11 protein-coding genes are annotated in these 13,339 nt (G+C 56.3%); 1 reads left to right on the forward strand and 10 read right to left on the reverse strand.

From position 1 onward, the window contains the following. Positions 1–597: 597 nt before the first annotated feature. Positions 598–1,020, forward strand: coding sequence for a universal stress protein UspC (uspC, locus tag ACA108_13430; GenBank protein XEX94394.1), 423 nt, complete (start codon positions 598–600; stop codon positions 1,018–1,020). A gap of 94 nt (positions 1,021–1,114) precedes the next feature. Here the strand turns inward: uspC and otsA are convergent, their stop codons facing one another. The 10 genes from otsA to ACA108_13480 all read right to left on the reverse strand — a co-directional run bounded on the left by otsA (position 1,115) and on the right by ACA108_13480 (position 13,317). Next, entirely contained in the window at positions 1,115–2,539 is a 1,425-nt protein-coding gene (otsA, locus tag ACA108_13435) for an alpha,alpha-trehalose-phosphate synthase (GenBank protein ID XEX94395.1), read from the reverse strand. Then, the gene (otsB, locus tag ACA108_13440) at positions 2,514–3,320 is read right to left on the reverse strand and encodes a trehalose-phosphatase (protein ID XEX94396.1); all 807 of its coding nucleotides are present in this window, start codon (positions 3,318–3,320) and stop codon (positions 2,514–2,516) included. Before otsB ends, otsA begins: the two co-directional genes overlap by 26 nt. A gap of 177 nt (positions 3,321–3,497) precedes the next feature. Beyond that, positions 3,498–4,496, reverse strand: coding sequence for an L-arabinose ABC transporter permease AraH (gene araH, locus ACA108_13445; protein ID XEX94397.1), 999 nt, complete (start codon positions 4,494–4,496; stop codon positions 3,498–3,500). A gap of 23 nt (positions 4,497–4,519) precedes the next feature. Then, positions 4,520–6,034 carry an L-arabinose ABC transporter ATP-binding protein AraG gene (araG, locus tag ACA108_13450; GenBank protein XEX94398.1) on the reverse strand — a complete coding sequence of 505 codons (1,515 nt, stop codon included), beginning with the start codon at positions 6,032–6,034 and terminating at the stop codon, positions 4,520–4,522. Between the two features lie 79 nt (positions 6,035–6,113). Beyond that, entirely contained in the window at positions 6,114–7,103 is a 990-nt protein-coding gene (locus ACA108_13455) for an arabinose ABC transporter substrate-binding protein (protein ID XEX94399.1), read from the reverse strand. Positions 7,104–7,853: 750 nt separating this feature from the next. Then, entirely contained in the window at positions 7,854–8,357 is a 504-nt protein-coding gene (locus ACA108_13460; protein ID XEX94400.1) for a cupin, read from the reverse strand. A 59-nt stretch (positions 8,358–8,416) separates the two neighbouring features. Then, the gene (locus ACA108_13465) at positions 8,417–8,974 is read right to left on the reverse strand and encodes a DJ-1/PfpI family protein (protein XEX94401.1); all 558 of its coding nucleotides are present in this window, start codon (positions 8,972–8,974) and stop codon (positions 8,417–8,419) included. 23 nt (positions 8,975–8,997) lie between these two features. Continuing rightward, the gene (locus ACA108_13470) at positions 8,998–10,188 is read right to left on the reverse strand and encodes a glycoside hydrolase family 88 protein (protein ID XEX94402.1); all 1,191 of its coding nucleotides are present in this window, start codon (positions 10,186–10,188) and stop codon (positions 8,998–9,000) included. 13 nt (positions 10,189–10,201) lie between these two features. Next, positions 10,202–11,482: an oligosaccharide MFS transporter gene (locus ACA108_13475; GenBank protein XEX94403.1), complete on the reverse strand. Its 1,281-nt coding sequence runs from the start codon at positions 11,480–11,482 to the stop codon at positions 10,202–10,204. Beyond that, complete coding sequence (locus ACA108_13480) at positions 11,479–13,317, reverse strand: DUF2264 domain-containing protein (protein ID XEX94404.1); 1,839 nt, start codon at positions 13,315–13,317, stop codon at positions 11,479–11,481. The genes ACA108_13475 and ACA108_13480 overlap by 4 nt, the downstream gene beginning before the upstream one ends. Between the last annotated feature and the right edge of the window lie 22 nt (positions 13,318–13,339).

Raw genomic sequence — 13,339 nt, forward strand, 5'->3', positions numbered from 1 at the left:
CTTTTCCTAATTCCGGCAAACTCTACTCGTAGCCCATAGTACATACAATGCAGCCACACGCGATTTTAGAATTTATGTGACAGAGATCACATAAATTTATCATATACATTAACCAAAACCATCAGTACGGCTTTTCATTTGGCTGTTTTGCAATCAAATCAGCCGCTTCCCTTTCGTCCGAAAGAGAATAGCGTTTCCGCCCAGTTACAACCTGATGACTTTTATAAGGTTTTACCAGACCGCGATGATGTAAAACTGTCGCCCGGGTCACACATCCTCAGCCTGCAAAGGAATAATGTTATAATTATCATGATGTTAATTAACATATTGCTGGCACTTTCACGGCAAATGACCATTGTGTAAGGTTTAGTTCCATTGGGTTACTAATGATATTTGCTGATAAAAATAATTCGAAAGTTTGAGGGAAGAAGCTGGGATTTGTGCTAACCGAGAATGTTATTTATTCCTTTCATTAGAATAACTGAACTATTTTCATGAGCACGCTCACAGTTTCTGGGGGTATCGAGGTTGCTTCATTGTTAAAGTTAAGGTATGAAAAATGTTAAATGCGCCTGATGCGCGCTCTGGGAGGTTTAAATGAGCTACAACCACGTGCTGGTCGCCGTCGCGGTAACGCCTGAAAGCCATCAGCTGGTTCAGAAGGCCGTCTCGATTGTTTCTCCCGTCAGCGGGCGTATTACCCTGATAACCCTGGCCTCCGATCCTGAAATCTATAATCAGTTTGCCGCGCCGATGATGGAGAATATGCGCGAGTTAATGCTCGAAGAGACGCAGCTTTTTTTAAAGGAGCTGGAGGATAAGGCGGGCTATCCCATCGCCAATACGGTTATCGCCACGGGGGAATTAAGCGAGCATATTCTGGCGCTGTGCGACAAGCATGACGTGGATTTAGTGATCTGCGGAAACCACAATCAGACCTTTTTAAGCAAAGTGATTTGTTCTGCAAAAGCGGTAGTTTCGTCGAGTAAAGTAGATGTGCTGCTGGTGCCGCTGATATAGCACGAAATAGGTGGATGACCCTGACGCTTATCCACCCAATCGCTTTTTAGGCCGGATAAACCCGCTTCATCCGGCATGTTTTTGGTTTAACCCATTACGCTAATTTCGGAAAGGTCGCCACTTTCTGCTGCATGCGGGAGGCATCATTGCCGGGCGTTACCTGCTTTAAATCCTCTATAAACCTCTCCTGCCAGTGATTTATATCATTTTTGCAAATCACCTCCATCATCTCGCTGTGGCGCGAAATACGCTCCGCGAGCGGCATGGTTAGCGCACGGTCGAGGGCGGCGGCCACGTCGTCCCGGTCATACGGGTTAACAATCAGCGCCGAGGTCAATTCATTAGCCGCACCGGCGAATTTCGACAGCACCAGTACGCCGGGGTTAGCCGGATCCTGGGCGGCAACATACTCTTTTGCCACCAGGTTCATGCCGTCACGCAGCGGTGTCACCAGCCCGACCTCCGCATAGCGGAAGACCTTCATCAGCAATTTGCGGTCAAAATGCTGGTTAAGATAATAGAGCGGCGTCCAGCCAAGCTGGCCGTATTTACCGTTGATGCGCCCGGCCTCGGTCTCCAGCTGGTGGCGGATATCCTGATAGGCCTGCACGTCCCCGCGCGACGTCGGCGCGATCTGCGTGTAGCGGATTTTACCGTGGTGCTGCGGGTAGTTCTCCAGCAGCGCCTCAAAGGCGAGGAAGCGTTCTGGTAAACCTTTCGAATAATCCAGACGCTCTACGGAAAAGATGTTTTTAATCTCTCCAAGCTCAGCTTTTAGCTGGGCAAGCTTCGGCGGCAGCGGCCCTTCAGCATTCTGCGCAATCTCCTCGGGTTCGATACCGATCGGGTAAACTTCAGTGCGGAATGCCTTACCAAACGCCTGATGCTGATGCTTGCCGTCGTGGTCAAGGCGCGTCACGCTCGCCACGCAGTCGAGGAACGCCAGCCTGTCATTTTCCGTCTGGAAGCCGAGCAAATCATAGTCGCAGAGCGCTTCGATAAGCTCTTCGTGAGGCGGCAGCGCGTTGAACACTTCCGGCGTAGGGAACGGAATGTGCAGGAAGAAGCCAATCCGGTTATTCAGCCCCTGTTTACGGCATTCGGCGGCAAACGGCAGCAGGTGGTAATCGTGGATCCACAGGATGTCGTCCTTCTCGACGAGCGGCTTAAGTTTTTTCGCCAGTAGCTGATTTACCCGGTCGTAGCCCTCCCAGGCTTCTCGCTGGAAATCAACCAGATCCAGACGATAATGGAACGCAGGCCAAAGCACCGCGTTTGAGAATTGCAGATAATACTGTTCGTAATCTTCTTCGCACAGGTTGAACGATGCCCAGGTGATGTTCCCGCGCTTCACCTTTTTCAGCGGCGCATCCGGGTCGCCGATCTCCCCGCTCCAGCCAAACCATAATCCTCCCGCAGCCTTCAGCGCACCAAGAATACCGACGGCAAGACCGCCCGCTCCCGCCTTCTTGTCATCCGGTGGTGCAATGCGATTAGAGACTACCACTAAGCGACTCATAATCTTCTCCCCTTAAAGTTTCTGTCTTTTGTTGTTGTTCTATGTGATGTGTCAGTTTGCCCAGCCAGTGATACACCATCCTGACGTTAGCCAGACGATGGTGCGCCACGGTGTCGCCGGCGCCTACTTTGATGGTCAGGCCGCCCATGGCGTTGACCTGTTTAAATCCGGCTTCATCAGTGAGGTCGTCGCCGATAAAGACGGGCGTACGGCCTTTAAACGGTGATTCCTGCATAAAGGCGCGAATGGCAGCCCCCTTGTTGATCCCCAGCGGCTTAAGCTCCACGACGCACTTGCCGGGCTGTAATGCCAGCTCCGGATAGCGGGCAGTCATGGTTTTCGCCAGCATGAAGATAGCCTCTTCGGCCTCCGGCGCCTGACGGTAGTGCAGCGCAAACGCCATGCCCTTTGACTCAAGCTCGGTCCCCGGCAGCTGCGCCAGGGTAGCAGAAAGCTCAGTCTGCAGGGTTTTCACCAGCGGAGCAGGCAGGGTAACAACATGGGTTTTATCATTGATGTCACGGCGCTCCGCCCCATGCACCCCCGCAAGGGGGAAATGGAATGGCGTGGCGAGTTTGTCCAGCTCCGCCATGGAACGCCCTGAAATCAACGCCAGTGCCCCATCACTCATAACGGACATTTTTTGCAACAGCGTGCGCACGGCGGCAGGAATATAAACCTGATCCGGGTGCGGTTTGATTTCTGCAAGAGTGCCATCGAGGTCAAAGAAAAAGGCAAGATTACCTGAAACTAAGGGCGGTACGGATACGACTTCAGCCACCTGAGGCTCCTCCTTAAACGTGTCGTTGAACCAGCGAAACGATAACCAGTAATTATCATTAGCCATGTAAGTATAGACAGGGTGACGGGTGTCGCAATTTTATAAGATAAATCGTCAGGCCGCGCACGGCCTGACGTTGCGCTTAGGATTACTCCTAAGCGGAGAGGAAGGAATGGGTCAAACGGTGCGTTTTGCTTTCTGTTTGTAACGGTCGAATATCACCGCCGCCAGCAGAATCATACCGCGCACGACGTACTGGGAGAAGGGAGAGATATTCAGCAGGTTCATGGCATTTTCCACCGTTCCGAGGATAAGCACCCCGGCGACCACGTAGGAGATTTTGCCAATCCCGCCCTTGAGCGACACCCCGCCCAGCACGCAGGCGGAGATAACAATCAGTTCGTAGCCAATGGAGGTCATCGGCTGACCGCTGGTCATGCGCGAGGCCAGAATAATCCCCGCCGCCGCCGACACCAGCCCGGACAGCACAAAGATAATAATCTTGGTGCGCACTACCGGCACCCCCGCCAGCCGCGCAGCCTCCTCGTTGCCGCCAATCGCCAGGGTATTGCGCCCGAACGTGGTTTTATTAAGCAGGAAGCCGAAAATTATCAGGCAGCCCACCGTCAGCCAGATTGGCGCGGGCAGGCCTAACCAGTTGGCGTAACCGAGGGTAAAGAAACGCTCGTCTTCGATACCCACCGCTTTACCGTCAGAGATGATATAGGCCAGGCCACGCACGATTTGCATGGTGGCAAGCGTGGTGATCAGCGCGTTGATTTTCAGGCGAGCAATCACGAAGCCGTTCACCAGCCCGCTCAGCATGCCCAGCAGCAGCCCCGCCGCTACGCCGATCCACAGGCTTTCGGTCATATTAATGACCACCGCGGTAGTGACACCCGCACAGGCAATAACCGACGCGACGGACAGGTCGAAATCCCCCGAGGCCAGGCAGAACAGCATGCCGCAGGCCACCATGCCGGACATAGAAATCGCCAGCCCCAGCCCCTTCATATTGACGAACGAAGAGAAATTGGGAACGAAAATCGCGCAGCCGATAAACAGCACGGCGAAGACCACCAGCATGCCGTAATGATCCCAGATGCGGCCCAGGCTAAACGATGATTTCCGGGCGCTGCCGGGGGCCGCGCCGTCTGATTTAGTAAATGTAGACATTTTCTTCCTCTTGCTCATGCTGCTCATGCTGCGCTTGCGCTGGTTTTTGGCATTGCCAGGCTGAGCGCATGCTGCTCGCTCGCCTCGCCGTGCAACAGCTCGCCAGAAATCTCTCCCTCACGCATCACGATGACGCGATCCGCAAGGCCTAACACTTCGGGTAAATCGCTCGACGCAAAAAGCACCGCCACGCCCTGCGCCGCCAGGGCATAAATCACGTTGTAAATTTCGTGCTTTGCCCCGACGTCAATACCGCGGGTCGGCTCGTCGAGCAGGATCACTTTCATCTCTTCTGACAGCCAGCGGCCAAGTATCGCCTTCTGCTGGTTGCCGCCGGACAGGTTCATGATCAGCTGTTCCGCCGACGGGGTTTTGATATTTAGCGAGCGAATGTGCGAAGCGGCATTTTCGTGTTCCCACTGGTTGTTGATGAGGCAGCCCGCGCTAATGTGCCTGCGCCGTGCGCTAATGTTAATGTTGTCCTGTACCGAATGAACGGGGATGATGCCATCCGCCTTGCGATCTTCCGGACAAAGCATCATGCCCGCGCGAATGGCATCCGCAGGTTTGCTGATGCTTATAGCTTCTCCATCGATCCAGACCTGCCCACCAGTGATACGCGTGCCGCCGAATAACCCTTTCATTAATTCGCTGCGCCCGGCGCCGACCAGGCCAAACAGCCCGACGATTTCACCGCTGCGGACGCTCAGAGAAACTGGCGTGCGGACGCCCGGCGCTTTTAGTTCCTCAATGCGCAGCCGCTCCTGGCCATGCTCCCGGGGCTGCCAGCCGTAGATATCCCCCAGCTCGCGCCCGACCATCGCCTGCACCAGCGAATCGTGGTTCACCTGCTGCATATCGTCGAAGGTGCGCACGTAGCGCCCATCTTTAAAGACGGTGATCGCATCGCTGAGGGCAAAAATCTCCTCCATGCGGTGCGAGACGTAAATAATTACGCGCCCTTCCGCGCGCAGCTCGCGAATCACGCGAAAGAGGTTGTCGATTTCACGCTTCGACAGCGAGCTGGTCGGCTCATCAAAGGCGATAACCTTGGCGTTGCGCGCCAGCGCCTTGGCAATTTCCACCATCTGCCACTGGCCGATTGAGAGATACTTAAGCGGCGTCTGCGGGTCGATATCCAGCCCCAGATGTTCAAGCTGAAGCCCCGCTTCATAGTTTAACAGCGAGCGGTTCACAAACCCGGCCCGGTGCGGGATCTGACCGAGATAGATGTTCTCGGCCACCGACATTTCCGGCACCAGATGCAGCTCCTGGTAGATAATCGCCACGCCAGCGTTTAGCGCCGCCGTGGTGTCGTTAAAGGCGATTTCTTCACCCCGTAAAACAATGCTGCCCTGGGTGGGAGCATAGTTACCGCTGAGGATTTTCAGCAGCGTAGATTTTCCTGCGCCATTCTCCCCCATCAGCGCGTGAACCTGCCCGGCATAGCAGTCGAAGCTGATATCCTGGAGAGCTTTAACGCCGGGGAAAGTTTTGCCGATACCGCGAAATGAGAGATACGGTGTCTGGTGTTGCATGACATACCCCAAAGTTAGTGTTGACGTTGGTGCGGTTTGGGTAGGGTGGATAGTCGCAAGCGCCATCCACCAAAGAAGATTACTTGCCGCCCAGCCCTTTCTTCGCCAGCTCTGCCTTAAAGTTTTCGCGGGTGATCAGCACCACGTCGGTCACTTCGGTGAACTTCGGCGGCTCGGCACCTTTAGTTACCCAGTTGTAAAGCATTTCGCTGCTCTTATAGCCGTGGACATCCGGGCTTGGTAACAGGGAGCCGTAGAAGCCGGTCGGCTGTGCTTTTGACAGCTCGCTCACCGCATCCACGCCATTGATGCCCACGCCAATCACGTCCGGCGCTTTGAAGCCCTGACCTTCGGTGGCGCGCACGCCGCCCAGCACGGTGTTGTCGTTCATGCCGACAATCAGCCAGTGTTTCACTTCAGGGTGCTGAACCAGCATGGAGTTGGCGGCGTCGAACGCGCCGGGGATATCGTTAGATTTGGTCGGCACCTTGTAGATTTGTTTTTCCGGGAAGCCTGCGGCCTTCAGGGCGTCCATCGAACCGCTGGTACGACGGCGCGCGGTGTCCAGCTCGTCGGCGGTAATCGCCATCACGGCTGACTCTTTCACGTCCCAGCCGCGTTTCTGCATCTCTTTATAAAGCTCCTGGCCCTGCCGCTCGCCTATTTTCGTGGCGGCCATCATCACCAGCGGCACGGTTTCCATCGGCTTGCCTTTCGCCGTCACAAACTGGTCATCTACGGCAATAACCTTCATGTCGTAGCTTTTCGCCTTCGCGACGATGGCGGAACCCAGTTTTGGATCCGGGGTACAGATGACAAAGCCTTTAGCGCCGCTCGCCGCCAGACTATCGATGGCATTTAACGTTTTCTCACCGTCTGGGACGGCAATTTTGATGACCTCAAAACCCAGGTCTTTGCCGGCCTTATCGGCAAATTTCCACTCCGTCTGGAACCAGGGCTCCTCCGGCTGCTTGACCAGAAAGCCCAGCTTCATGGTTTCGGCCCAGGCGGATTGTGACATAACCGCCGCCAGGCCAATGGCCGCCAACGTTTTAGTGAATATGTGCATGTGGACTCCAGCTTGATTTTATTATCTGTAGGGTAAGAACTATGCAAAACAAGGTTTTAGCGAAACCGTTTTTCAACCTGATGTTTGCGATAGTTTTAGCGGGAAATTAATCATCCATAGGAGAGCGAAATCACACGGCAGAATTACAGTGATCGCGTACATATATTCAGCAAATTAAGCCATAAAAATCGGGGCATATGTATGATGAATGTGTTACAGGTTAGCTGAATTGTCCATGAGGTCAGTTAAACGGGAAGGGATCTCTTAGTCACAACTCATCCCGGTTATACGTCAGGGTGGGATCTGTTAACCGGCTGGTTTTCCGTTCACCCGACCGTCTGGCTATCTCTGCTACCGTTGCGAACGGTGAACGTGTCAGGGGGATTACGCCATCCCCCTGACGACCCCGGCGCCCGGCAAATAAATCGCCGCTGAAGCGGTAAACTCCGGTTTTTACCCAACATGCGGGGTCGTTCGCGATTCGTTCCAGACGATCGCTCTCTCACGTTGTTCCCGACAACGTGACCCCGCCTGAAGGGCAAAAACCGGAGCGATTTAAGCCGGGAACAGGGTGTCGCTTTAAGCCAGAAATAACAGCGGAAAACGCATCGCTTTGAAACCTACAGCGACACCGGAGATGGGACATTCATGGAAGTTGAAGCGAGGGTGTTGGGTCCGGCTTAAATCGCCTCCATTTTTGGCTTAATGGCCGGGTCCAGCCGTCGGGATCAGGACGCCCGGACTATCCTGTCACCCCCAAAACTCCTGTATTCCCCCTCTCGTCCCCGTTACCGGGTCGCAGGCGGGCATGGCGACCTTTGCCATATGGTCTCGTACTTCGGCGGGCACCTCTTGCTGGTCTAGATACTTGTCTGGCGAGCAGCCTTCCGGGTAGGCCCCCACGCACATAAAATCTTCGGATGCATCTATTTGCTTGTGCCCTACTCCCGCCGGGATCAGCACCGCGTCTCCCCGGCTGATCTCCACGATGGGGCCAGATTCCCCGCCAAACTGAATTCTGGCGCTGCCGGCGAACACGCCCAGCACTTCATGGTTGTTAGAGTGGAAATGGGTGTAGGTAAAAACGGTATAGCGCCAGCGCGGCGGCCAGCCGTTGCTGGCGAACAGGCTTTCAAAAGCCTCGGCCAGCTGCGCGTCGTGGGAGACATGGTGATAAAGCAGAAGCGGTAGCGCGCTGTTGGGCACGCCGCCGCTGGGCTGGTTCAGGGCCAGTGTTTCCAGTTCGGTCGCCATCGCTTTCTCCTCGGGTAAAAGAGTAAGTATAGAAACGACCGGGCTGAATGGCTTACTCCTTACCAGGAATAGTAGATGTGCTCCGCGTGATCCCGTGCCGCAGCCTCACTTCCTTCAAGGCGTGCCGCCACCGTCAGAGCAAAATCAAACACCTTGCCTAATCCCCTGCCGCTGATGAGATTGCCGTCTTCCACCACGTCCGCATCCACGTAAACGCCGTCCGTGACCTGCTGCCATAAATCTCCGGAGCAGACGTAGCGGCGGCCCTTCAGCAGGCCGTTCCCGCCCAGCACGCGGGCGGCAGCGGAACAGATTGGGCAGATGAATTTACCCAGCTCGTCGTGACGGCGCACAAACCCGAGAACGCTGGCGTTTTTGGCCAGGTTCATGCTGCCGTCCGGCCCGCCGGGCAGCACGACCGCATCGAACGTCGTGTCGAAGCTTTCGCTCAGGGTCGCATCCGCCACCATCGGGATGTTGTGATAGCTGGTTACCGCACGGGTATCGACACAGGATATCGTCGTCACGCCGATGTTCAGACGGCGTAAAATATCAATGGTGACAATGGCTTCCCCTTCTTCGAAGCCGGGGGCCAGCAATACTGCAACGTTTTTCATACCGCTTTCCTTTGCTTAATAAATTACCAGTAGGGATACCAGATCTGACGCAGGCGGGCCAGCGCTTCCAGATAGAAATAGTCGCCCCAGCTGCAGCACTGATCCACACCCTTGCCGCTCGCCATGTGGTAAACGGAGTGCTTCAGCAGGCCTTCGGTTGGCTCATCGTCGCCAGCCAGGTAGTTATCGGTCAGCGACTGGACGATGCGCAGCGCCATCTCTTCATAGTGGGCGCGATGCTCGTCCAGCGTCGGCAGCGCTTTAACCAGCTCCAGCAGGCCGCAGGCAGCAATGGCGCAGGCAGAGCTGTCTCGTATCGCGTCCGTGCCGAGCAGGGCCAGGTCCCAGTGGCAGACATCATCTTCCGGCAGACGGTTGATGAAGTAGTGCGCCAGACTCCGTGAAAGCTCCACCATACTTTGGTCGCCGGTGTGCTGGTAGCTGAGCAGGAAGCCGTAGATGCCCCACGCCTGGCCGCGCGACCAGCAGGAGGTGTCGCTGTAGCCCTGGTGGGTATTGCCAAAGCGCGGCTCGCCGGTTTTCACGTCCATATAGAAGGTGTGATAGGTCGATGAATCCTCGCGAACGATATACTTCGCCGCCTGTTCAGCGTGGGCCGTCGCCGCCTGCGCATAGCGCTGGTCGCCGGTTTGTTCCGTCGCCCAGTAGAGCAGCGGCAGGTTCATGTTGCAGTCGATGATCATCCGCCCCTGCTGCTCCGGATCGTTCAAATCCCCCCACGCCTGAATGATTTTCGCCACCGGGTTAAAGCGCTCCATCAGCGTTTCGGCGGCCAGCAGCGCCGACCGGCGGGCCGCTTCATTGCCTGTTAAGCGCCATGCGCTGACGCAAGAGAGCGAATAGAGGAAGCCCAGGTCGTGGGTCGCCGTATCAATACGTTTTTCGATGCGGTTGGCATACGAAGGCAGATAGCGTTCGGCAGCGTCACGGTATTTTTGATTGCCGGTCATCTCCCACGCCAGCCACAGTTGGCCCGTCCAGAAGCTCGTCGTCCACTCCACGTTTTCAGAGCGTGGCCAGACGCCGTTTTCGCACGCTTCGCCCGGGAATTTGTCGCCAAAGGCGACGATGTTCTTATCCAGCTTGCGCGTCACGCAGGCAAGCGCATCATCCAGCTTCTGGCGGAGGCGAAGCCTGTCCACCTGGTGCAATTCCACGGGGCGCAGGGCTTCGGTGATCACAGTCTTGGTCATAACAACTCCTGAATTAATGTCTGGACGTTTCAACGGGGGCGGCGTCTAGGGCCGGAGAAAAAGTTCGCGATTCGTCCCGCGTTGACTGGCAGCGCGAGAGCGTAAAGGCGGAAACCAGGGTAAACAGCAGCGCGCAGCAGCCCATGATCAGGTAGGTGTGCTCGAAGCCGATTTTGTCGTAGAGGTAGCCCGCAGGCGGCGCGACCACGATGGAACCTACGTAGATCATCGCCTGGTAGCCCAGCAGGTACATGGTGGCATTAACTCTTTTGTCGAAGTGTTCGGCGATGTACTTAAAGACGGAGATCAACAGCAGCGCAATCTCCACGCCGTAGAAGGGTTTAATGATCGAGATAATGATCGGGTCGTTGGTCAGGCCGGAGGCAATCAGCCTTGCGCCAACGACACAGCCGCAGAACAGCAGGCCGCGCTTCGCGCCAAAATGGTTAACCAGTAGCGGAATGAACATCATCATCACGAACTCCATGCCGGACTGCACGGTGCTCAGGTAGCCGTACCAGGCGTTGCCCTGCTCTTTGGTGGCAAAGAACGAGACGAAGTAGCGCGGGAACTGCTGCTCGGCGATAAACATCATCCACGCCACGCCCGCCACATAGAGGCTGAACATCCAGAACTTGCGGTTTCTCAGCAGCATCAGCACGTCGGCAAAAACGATTTTGTTCGCCGACAGAACGCTGTTGTTACGCAGCTGTTCGTCACCGATTTTCAGGCTGATGAGCACCAGCAGCATCAGAACTGACGTGCTGCTGCTGACCAGGAAGTTCGCCAGCGGCGTGAAGTTAAACAGCAGCCCGGAGACGGAGGCCGCGACGGCCCAGCCGAGCGATCCCCACATGCGGATGCGGCCAAACTCCAGGCCGTACAGGCGGCTAAAGCGGTCAGCGTAAGATTCGGATGCCGCCACGCCCGCATACCAGCCCAGGCTTAAATAGAGCGCGCCGATGACAATGCCAATCGTGGTGTGGCTAAGCAGCAGCGGCTGATAGACGGTGACGAAGAACGGCGCCATTAGCGCTGACACGGCGCAGACAAAATAGAGCAGCCATTTGCTCATGCCTATCTTGTCCATGATGTAGCCGTAAACCGGTTTGAGGATCACCGCAAAGACGCCGTTTATGGCGAATACGCTGCCGATGGTGATGCTGTCTAACCCTACTTTCTGGCTGAGCCACAGGGCGTAAAGCCCAAAGCTTGACGACCAGGTGAAGAAGTAGAGAAAGATGAAAGTGCTCATTTTGATCTGCGCGGTGCGCACGGTGGATGAAGCGGTCATAGGGTGTTCTCCGGGGCCAGCGTAAGAGTTCTTTCTTCCTGTGCCGTCACGAAGCGTACAGCGTCATCGCGGATGAGGGCCTGTGGGCAAGATTGCGCGTTGAAGTCGTCGGGGTTGCCTGCCCATACGGCGCTTATCAGCAGGTGTTTGCCAGACGTGAATTCACCGTGAAGTACCGGAACGGCAGCGCGTTCGGCAAACAAAAGATTGCTGTTCGGCGGGGTTAAAATCTGCTCGCCGCGACGCGTTTGCGGACTTAAGCAGAAGATGACGGATGCGTCCGTTGTGGTTGTGAGCTGGCAGCTACCCTGCCCGCCCTGCGATTCGGGTAGCGGCCTGTTTGTGATACTGAATCCGCCTTCTGCCGTATCCAGCCCGCGGGCCGTATCAACGTGGTGAACGCGTAGCTGCCAGTCGCCCAGCGGCATTAGCCAGGTATCGATGGTCACGTCGTGCCAGGGCTGCCAGCGGCAGTAAATCATGCCGTCCGCCGTTACGACGTTCGTGCAGTCGCGGCGACCGCGCCAGTAGCCGTCCTTCTCGGACAGCAGAAGCATCGAGTCCGCTGCCGCATGGCTCAACCCGAAGCGCCCGCGCTCTACGGTGAAACCGTAGCGGGTGGAATAGGCAAACTTGCAGTATTTGGCTTCGGTATTCACGAAGTTATTCAGCTCGAGCTGCCCGGAAGTGAGCATCCACAGGTGATCGCGCTGATGAACAAGGATCTGATCGGCACGGGGAATACTGTGCTGCTTTGCCCGCTCGGGCAAAGGTAGCTCATCCGCCAGCCAGAAGGCGTCGTTCCCGGCCAGCGCCAGCACCAGCATGGTTTTCATTCCCCAGTAAGGGGAGCCTGGGGCGTTGTAATCCTCAGCCATAATCAGGTTCGGATAGCTGTAACCGACGCTGAGCACGCCGTCGCGGTCGAACAGCGGCTGGCTAAGCCACCAGCGCAGATGGCGCAGCACGATGCCTTTCACCACGCCGGGGGAATACACCTCCAGCCCGGCAAACGCGACGGCGCTCCAGAACGCCCCCTGGGCAAAGCGGTAGGTCAGGCTGCGGCCAAACGGCACGGCGGCCCCGTGCTCGGCGAAGAAGTGGATGAAATCGGCGGCAAACAGCGTGGCGCGCTGGCGCAGTTCAGCGCAGCGGTCCGGATCTACGTCGGCCATCAGCTTCGAGTAAATCAGGCCGTAGAAATGGAAGCCCATGGAAATGTAGTAATCCCGCGGCCTGCCCGGCCCGTCGGAATACCAGCCGTCACCCAGGTAGTACGCCTCCATGGCGGCGAAATGCTTTTCCAGCGCCTGGAAATTGGTTTTCATGCCGGCATGATGAAAGCCGACCTGCACCAGAATCGGGAAAAAGTGCCAGTTGTTGTCCGGGATCGCCTGCTCTTCGCTCTGCTTCAGCCAGCGCCAGAGGTTCTCTTTCTCAGGCTCGCTGAAGTGGGCCAGAACGGTATCACCCGCCAGCGCCAGCAGCAGGCCGTAGGCGGCCATTTCCACAATGCGCTGATCGTACGGCGCCACTTCGCCCCAGTAATTCGCATGCTGCGGGCTGGTGCCGTTTTTTATCGCCTGAATATAGAAGGAGAACTGTTGCGGCTCGCTGCCGCCCGCCAGCAGCGGCGTCACGCCCCACAGCAGGCGCGAAAAGGTTTCCATATTCGCTATGTGCTGCCCGTAGTGGGCGGTGAAATTCGCCAGGTCCACGCGGCTGGCATCATTTTTAAAAAACGGCGTGACCGCGCCGAGCAGCTCGTTGACCAGCAGCTGAACATCGTTTCGACTTTTCAGCGGGTTAAGCAGGGTAATATTTTCAGGTTGCACGAGGTCCTCCCGTCATTAAACG

This window comes from Dryocola sp. LX212 (assembly GCA_041504365.1).
Taxonomy (GTDB): domain Bacteria; phylum Pseudomonadota; class Gammaproteobacteria; order Enterobacterales; family Enterobacteriaceae; genus Dryocola.

Coding starts and splice junctions, on each gene's coding strand:
- araG (XEX94398.1), bottom strand. CDS start 6,034: ATGCAACACCAGACACCGTATCTCTCATTTCGCGGTATCGGCAAAACT.
- ACA108_13475 (XEX94403.1), bottom strand. CDS start 11,482: ATGACCGCTTCATCCACCGTGCGCACCGCGCAGATCAAAATGAGCACT.
- uspC (XEX94394.1), top strand. CDS start 598: ATGAGCTACAACCACGTGCTGGTCGCCGTCGCGGTAACGCCTGAAAGC.
- ACA108_13465 (XEX94401.1), bottom strand. CDS start 8,974: ATGAAAAACGTTGCAGTATTGCTGGCCCCCGGCTTCGAAGAAGGGGAA.
- ACA108_13460 (XEX94400.1), bottom strand. CDS start 8,357: ATGGCGACCGAACTGGAAACACTGGCCCTGAACCAGCCCAGCGGCGGC.
- otsA (XEX94395.1), bottom strand. CDS start 2,539: ATGAGTCGCTTAGTGGTAGTCTCTAATCGCATTGCACCACCGGATGAC.
- ACA108_13455 (XEX94399.1), bottom strand. CDS start 7,103: ATGCACATATTCACTAAAACGTTGGCGGCCATTGGCCTGGCGGCGGTT.
- ACA108_13470 (XEX94402.1), bottom strand. CDS start 10,188: ATGACCAAGACTGTGATCACCGAAGCCCTGCGCCCCGTGGAATTGCAC.
- araH (XEX94397.1), bottom strand. CDS start 4,496: ATGTCTACATTTACTAAATCAGACGGCGCGGCCCCCGGCAGCGCCCGG.